Raw genomic sequence first — 6,204 nt, 5'->3', positions numbered from 1 at the left:
TCAAGGCGCAGAGTACTATCATTCGGTTCACCCGCTGGGTTCTCCATGATGGCCTCATATGGTTCAGGTTAAACTGCTGATAATTATACCTGAATCGGCGCAATGCCGCCACAAATCAGTATGTCATCTGGCGAATGCGGGGTTAGAGTAGATTAACACTAGGCCTTCTCGGTCCCCTCCCGAACGGTTGATCTTGCAGAATGCAGATTCTACCACGTAGAGTTGCCCTCTCCTGCAACGAACGAGGGCGCCGTTCATGACTGTACAATCCGAAAACAAGCCGCTGATCGGGATCGTCGCAGCTCTGGTGTACATCGCCATCATGGGCGCTGGCATGATCTACCTGGGCTCTCAGGGGATCACCTACGGCTCGCCCGAGATGTTCAATCCGTTCTGGCCGATCCTGATAGCGCTCAACATCGTCAACATCTTCTTCGTCATGCGCTTTTTTGGCTGGCGCAACGTGGGTTTCGGCAGACTTGATGCAAAGCAGATGATCTGGCTCCTGCCGTTCCTGGCCCTCTTGGCCTACAAATGGTATGTGAGCCTCGGGGCGATGTCGGCCTTTCCTGCCGACAGCCCCAACTGGCGCACCTTTGCCTTCTTTGGCTTCGTGACATTGCTGATTGGTACTGGCGAGGAACTGGCCTTCCGGGGAATCCTCCTGCATTCATTCCTCGGCAAGCAGTCGAGCCGGGCGCGTGTCGCCCTTGCCATGTTTGTCAGCGCCGTTGGTTTCGCACTCTTGCACTCCGTCAACTATTTCGGCGGGGAACCCCTGCCCGACATGCTCTGGCAACTGGTCTACACATTCCGATGGGGCATAGTGTTCGCGCCATTGATGCTGCGGTTGCAAAACATCATTCCGCTGATGATCGTCCACTGGCTGTGGGACTTTGTACAGTTCAGCACCCTGATCTCGGAGGACGTTTCCATTATAGCCCATGATAATCTTCAAGCCCCTATCGAGATCGTCATCGGTATGGTTCTCTGGTATTTGGTGCTGAAAGACGTGGGCAAACAGGAAACGACCAAGGCTTAAAGCGAGCACCGCGCTAAGTCTGGATGCCGCTGACCTGCCTCACAGCGAAAGAGACGGGCACAGAGTAGATAAGCGACTCTGACGCTCATTGGACGCATTTCCAGCTGCGCTGCTGGCGACGAACTTACCGCCCGCTCTGTTGCAGAAGTCTCGATTTGTTCAACGCTCCCTGTCCTGGTTGAATTCAAAAGCTTGTCTGTTGCGTAAGTTAGTTGCGCCGTCACGCGGGGAAGCTAACCGGGGGTCTCGCGTCACGTCCAGCGGCGCGGTGCGGACATGCGGGATGAGCGGGTGACGCAGCGCGGGAGAACCGCTATTGTGCGCTGCATGACAAGACATTCTCACTACGACACGAGCCTTGCCGCTGCTGAAACCATTGCGCGGCGGATGCCGATCATCTGGTGGGGGATGGTGTCGCCGACATCCGCCTCTCATGCCGAGATGGTGAAGATGGTGGTTGAAAAACAGATGGCCATGGCGGAGGCCTGCTTTGCGTTCCACACCGAGATGTTCAAGGCGGCGCTGTCGCCGTGGTGGAACATGAGCGCGGAGGCTCATGCCAAGGCTGCCGATGGCATGATGCAGGCGGTGATGGCGCCGTCCTCGCGGCGCGCCAAGGCCAATGCGCTGCGGTTGCGGCGGCGCTGATCCTTCAATCCGGAACCTGAAACGATGCACACCGAACCATTGCCCGTGGGCTATCACCCGTTGCCGAAGGGGCACCTTGCCAATGTGGTCACCTGCCTCGAGATGACGGCGCTGCCGGCCTTGCGTCCGGTTCCGGCGGGATCGGACTTTACGCTGGAACGCATGGGGGCGGCGGACACCGATCGCTTTCGCGCGCTGTTCCGCCTGATCGGGCGCGACATCATGTGGTTCTCGCGGCTGATCATCGGGGAAGAGAAACTCGCCGGCATCATCGGCGATCCGCAGGTCGAGAGCCTCGCCATGGTGCATGAGGGGCGCGACATCGGGTTGCTGGAACTCGACTTCCGCGAGGCGGGCACTTGCGAATTGTCGTTCTTCGGCGTGGTGCCGGATGCCGTGGGCGGCGGCGCCGGGCGCTGGCTGATGAACGAGGCGCTGACAAGGGCTTGGGCGCGGCCTATCTCGCGGCTGTGGGTGCACACCTGCTCGCTCGATCATCCCGCAGCACTCGGGTTCTACCAGCGCTCGGGCTTCAGGCCCTACCAAGTGATGGTGGAAGTCCACCCCGACCCGCGCCTGACCGGCCACATGCCGCGCGATGCCTCGCCAAAAGTCCCGCTGATCGAGGATTGAGGCGGCTTGGGCGGATGGTAACCATTCGCCCTTAGCCTTGCCGCCATGACCGGATATGCGTTCAGTTTCGCCAGCGATGCCGCCGCCGTGGCGCAAGGCTGGCTGGCCTCGCTCAAGTCCGAGCGGCGCATGTCGCCGAAGACGCTCGAAGCCTATGCGCGTGACCTGGGGCAGTTCGCGGGCTTCATGGCGGATCACTTAGGCGGCGAGGCCTCGGTTGCCGACCTCGCGGGGCTGACCGCCTCGGACTTCCGCGCCTTTCTCGCGCGGCGGCGGAACCAGGGTGCGGAGAGCCGGACGCTTGCCCGGCAATTGTCGAGCCTCCGCTCGTTCTATCGCCATGCCGAGCGGACAGGCGTGTTCCGCAATGCGGCACTCTCCGCCATCCGAAGCCCCAAGCTGCCGCATTCGGTGCCGAAGCCCTTGTCGGTCGAGGCGGCGGGAAAGGTCGCCAAGGCCGATGCGCTGGCGATGGACGATACGCCGAAATGGGTGCTGGCGCGGGACCAGGCGGTTCTGACGCTGCTCTATGCCTGCGGGCTTCGCATTTCCGAGGCGCTGGGATTGACCCCGGCGCAAGCCGCGGGGGACGTGCTGACGATTCTGGGCAAGGGCAACAAGACCCGTATCGTACCGATACTGCCGGCCGCGCGGGCTGCGATTTCGCTTTATCTTGAGCTGTGCCCGATGGCTTTGAATCCCCAGCAGCCGATGTTCCGGGGGGTGAAGGGCGGGGTGCTGAATGCGCGGAACATGCAGTTGCTGATCGAGCGGCTGCGTGGCGCGCTGGGACTTCCCGACACAGCGACACCCCATGCGCTGCGCCACTCTTTTGCCACGCACCTGCTGGCGAATGGGGCTGATCTCCGCGTGATCCAGGAGTTGCTGGGCCATGCCAGTCTCTCGACCACGCAGGTTTATACCGAAGTGAACCGCAGCCATTTGCTGGCGCAATACCAGAAGGCTCACCCGCGCGCATGAAACGTATCGCCTCGCTTCTCGGCCTTCTGTTCCTATGGGTTGCGTCTGCCGCCGCCGAGCCGCCGCTGTGCAAGGGAACCGACCTGCTGGCGAAACTGGCCGCTGAAGACCCCGCTTCATACGCTCAGGTGATGGCGGAGGCGAAGAAGACGCCCAATGGCGAGGCGATGCTGTGGAAGATCGAGAGGCAAGGCGTCGCCCCCTCATGGCTCTTCGGCACTGCGCATGTGACCGACCCGCGCGTGACCAGCCTTCCGCCCCAGGCAGTGGAAGCGCTGGCCGGGGCGCAGACTGTGGCGCTTGAACTGAAGGAAATCCGCAACCCGCAGGAAATGGCGCTCGCCTCGATGAAGCTGGCGCGCCTCATGGTGCTGCCGCCGGACAGGAGCCTGTGGGACCTGATCCCCGATGACCGGGAGGCGACGATCCGCGACAACATCAACATGCCGCCCGGAGGCGGGCAGACGGTGTTCGGCTACCAGCCCTGGGTGGTTGCGGCGATGCTGTCCATTCCCATCTGCGAATACCGCCGCAACCAGGCGGGTGTTCCCTCGCTGGACGAGTCCATCGCCCGGCAGGCGGAGGCGCAGGGCGCGGAGCTTGTGGGGCTTGAGACGGTGGAGGAACAGCTCTCGGTCTTTGCCTCCATGCCGCTCGACCTGCAGGCGAAATACCTGATGGCGGTTGCGAAATTCGGCGACCGGGCGGTCGACTATTTCGAGACGCTGATCAGCCTCTACAGCCAGCGGCTGGTGACGGCCTATATCCCGCTCTCCGTCCGCATCGAGCCGCCGGACGACGATACGGCGGCGATCATGGTGTTCATGGAGAAGGAACTCACCACCAGGCGCAACCATGTGATGGAGCGCCGCGCGAAGGACCTGCTGGCGCGGGGCAACGCCTTCATTGCAGTGGGCGCAATGCACCTCCCCGGTGACGAGGGGCTGGTGGCACTGATCCGGCAGGCGGGCTACAAGGTGACACCCGTCAACTGACATCCGGTTTTTCCCGTGCCCGCCATCGCCCGCGTTGCGTCCGACACCACACTTCCCAAACAAGCCACGGTCTGCATCATCGGCGGCGGCATTGCCGGAATCGCGACGGCACTTGAGCTTGTCGAGCGCGGCATCGACGTGGTGGTGCTGGAGAAGGGCGAGATCGCCGCCGAACAATCGAGCCGGAACTGGGGCTGGTGCCGCCAGATGGGCCGCGACCCGCGCGAAATTCCGCTGATCCAGGTCGCCATGACGGCATGGGACGGCATGAACGTGCAGATCGGCGGTGAGACCGGCTTCACCCGTTGCGGCATCCTCTATCTCTGCGACACCGACGAGCAGTTGGCCGCCAAGGCGAAGTGGTTCGAGGAGAGCGCGAAGCCCGCCGGGCTATCGACCCGCATGATTTCGGGCGCTGAGGCCGATGGCCTGCAACCCGGTTCGACGAAGCCGTGGAAGGGTGCGCTCTATACGCCCGACGATGCCCGGGCCGAGCCCTTCATCGCGGTCCCCGCCATGGCGGAAGGCCTGCGCAAGAAGGGCGGCAAGATCTTCACCAACTGCGCGGTGCGCGGGCTTGAAACGAAGGGCGGCCGCGTCTCCGCCGTCGTCACCGAGAAGGGCACGATTGCGTGCGACAGCGTTGTGCTGGCGGGCGGCGCGTGGTCACGGCGCTTCTGCCACAACATCGGGATTTCCCTGCCGCAGCTCTCCGTCATCAGTTCGGTGATGCGCTCAGGCCCCATCGATACGGGCCTCACCCGCACATGCTCCGGCGGCGGCTTCACCTTCCGCAAGCGGATGGATGGCGGTTTCACCATTACGCACCAGCATATCTCGGTTGCCGACATCGTGCCGGATTCCTTCCGGCTGTTCCGCGAGTTCCTGCCCGCGCTGATGGTTGACTGGTCGGGCTTGAGGCTGCGGCTTGGCAAGCGCTTCATCGATGAGGCGAGGTTGAAGCGCCGCTGGGCGCTGGACGAGGTGTCACCCTTCGAGGAGGTGCGCGTTCTCGATCCCGAGCCCATCGACAGCATTCTGGACGAGGCGGCGAAGAACCTCGTGGAGCGTTATCCGGCCTTCAAGCCGATGAAGATCGCCGAGCGCTGGGCCGGCTGCATCGACGCGACACCGGATGCCGTGCCGATCATTTCGAAGGTGGAAAAGCTCGAGGGCTTCCATTTGTGCACGGGATTCTCAGGCCATGGCTTTGGCCTCGGGCCGGGTGCGGGCAAGCTGATGGCGGAAATCGTGACGGGCGAGAGGCCTTGCGTCGATCCTTCGCCGTTCCGCTATTCGCGGTTTTTCGACGGAAGTAATCCGCGGCCGACGACGGGGTTGTGATTGCCGTAGTTCGTCATGCCCGGACTTGTTCCGGGCATCTTCTTCATGCGGGGCCATTGGTGGATGGCCGGGTCAAGCCCGGCCATGACGGTAAAGAGCGGAACTTACTTGTCAGGCCGCTGCCTTATGGGCGTGGTCGAGGGCGCGCTGCACGGTTTCGAGGAGTTTCTCGGGCTGCACGGGCTTGCGCATGAACTCGAACAGCTTGAGGTGCACGGCGCGCATCTGGGTGGCCTGCTCGACGTCCGCCGTGATCATCACGTAGGTCGATTTGCAGCCCAGGGCCTGCATCTTCTCGACGACATCGAGGCCGTTCTTGAGGCTTCCCAAGCGATAATCGAAGAGGCCGACTGAAAAAGACTGGCCCATGGCGAATTCGATTGCAGAATCGGCATCGGCGAAGGCTTTCACGCGATAGCCGCATTCCACCAACAAGTCCGCGACGCTCGACAACAAGTCGATGTCGTCGTCAAGTACGAGGATGTCGACCTGCTTTGGCGGCTGGCTCATGTGATACCCTTTGAGATCGTAGCGTCAAAGGTAACAGGCGATTGGTGTACC

General features: G+C 62.5%; 7 protein-coding genes. 6 read left to right on the top strand and 1 reads right to left on the bottom strand.

Features of this window, described 5'->3' with window-relative positions:
• Nucleotides 1-256 precede the first annotated feature (256 nt).
• The 6 genes from ACEW8Q_RS03070 to ACEW8Q_RS03045 all read left to right on the top strand — a co-directional run bounded on the left by ACEW8Q_RS03070 (nt 257) and on the right by ACEW8Q_RS03045 (nt 5,643).
• A complete protein-coding gene (locus ACEW8Q_RS03070) occupies nt 257-1,042 on the top strand; it encodes a CPBP family intramembrane glutamic endopeptidase (RefSeq protein WP_373502584.1) in 786 nt (261 codons plus the stop codon).
• A 327-nt stretch (nt 1,043-1,369) separates the two neighbouring features.
• On the top strand, nt 1,370-1,690 hold the full coding sequence (locus tag ACEW8Q_RS03065; RefSeq protein ID WP_373502583.1) for a hypothetical protein: 321 nt from the start codon (nt 1,370-1,372) through the stop codon (nt 1,688-1,690).
• A gap of 24 nt (nt 1,691-1,714) precedes the next feature.
• Entirely contained in the window at nt 1,715-2,323 is a 609-nt protein-coding gene (locus ACEW8Q_RS03060; protein WP_373502582.1) for a GNAT family N-acetyltransferase, read from the top strand.
• 45 nt (nt 2,324-2,368) lie between these two features.
• Nucleotides 2,369-3,304, top strand: a complete 936-nt coding sequence (locus tag ACEW8Q_RS03055; protein WP_373502581.1) for a tyrosine recombinase XerC — start codon at nt 2,369-2,371, stop codon at nt 3,302-3,304.
• Nucleotides 3,301-4,299: a TraB/GumN family protein gene (locus tag ACEW8Q_RS03050; protein WP_373502580.1), complete on the top strand. Its 999-nt coding sequence runs from the start codon at nt 3,301-3,303 to the stop codon at nt 4,297-4,299. Before ACEW8Q_RS03055 ends, ACEW8Q_RS03050 begins: the two co-directional genes overlap by 4 nt.
• 15 nt (nt 4,300-4,314) lie before the next feature.
• A complete protein-coding gene (locus ACEW8Q_RS03045) occupies nt 4,315-5,643 on the top strand; it encodes an NAD(P)/FAD-dependent oxidoreductase (RefSeq protein WP_373502579.1) in 1,329 nt (442 codons plus the stop codon).
• 111 nt (nt 5,644-5,754) lie between these two features.
• On the opposite strand, the gene ACEW8Q_RS03040 is transcribed toward ACEW8Q_RS03045, so the two are convergent.
• Nucleotides 5,755-6,153 (bottom strand): response regulator, encoded by a 399-nt coding sequence (locus ACEW8Q_RS03040; protein ID WP_373502578.1) that lies wholly within the window; start codon nt 6,151-6,153, stop codon nt 5,755-5,757.
• Nucleotides 6,154-6,204 lie beyond the last annotated feature (51 nt).

This window comes from Aestuariivirga sp., from assembly GCF_041738905.1.
GTDB lineage: Bacteria > Pseudomonadota > Alphaproteobacteria > Rhizobiales > Aestuariivirgaceae > Aestuariivirga.
Note: the sequence above shows the minus strand (reverse complement) of the source record. Positions and strands in the feature narration are given on the sequence as shown.

Excerpts from the sequence above, each read along its gene's own strand:
- ACEW8Q_RS03070 (WP_373502584.1), top strand. The coding sequence starts at position 257 with ATGACTGTACAATCCGAAAACAAGCCGCTGATCGGGATCGTCGCAGCT.
- ACEW8Q_RS03060 (WP_373502582.1), top strand. The coding sequence starts at position 1,715 with ATGCACACCGAACCATTGCCCGTGGGCTATCACCCGTTGCCGAAGGGG.
- ACEW8Q_RS03040 (WP_373502578.1), bottom strand. The coding sequence starts at position 6,153 with ATGAGCCAGCCGCCAAAGCAGGTCGACATCCTCGTACTTGACGACGAC.
- ACEW8Q_RS03065 (WP_373502583.1), top strand. The coding sequence starts at position 1,370 with ATGACAAGACATTCTCACTACGACACGAGCCTTGCCGCTGCTGAAACC.
- ACEW8Q_RS03055 (WP_373502581.1), top strand. The coding sequence starts at position 2,369 with ATGACCGGATATGCGTTCAGTTTCGCCAGCGATGCCGCCGCCGTGGCG.
- ACEW8Q_RS03050 (WP_373502580.1), top strand. The coding sequence starts at position 3,301 with ATGAAACGTATCGCCTCGCTTCTCGGCCTTCTGTTCCTATGGGTTGCG.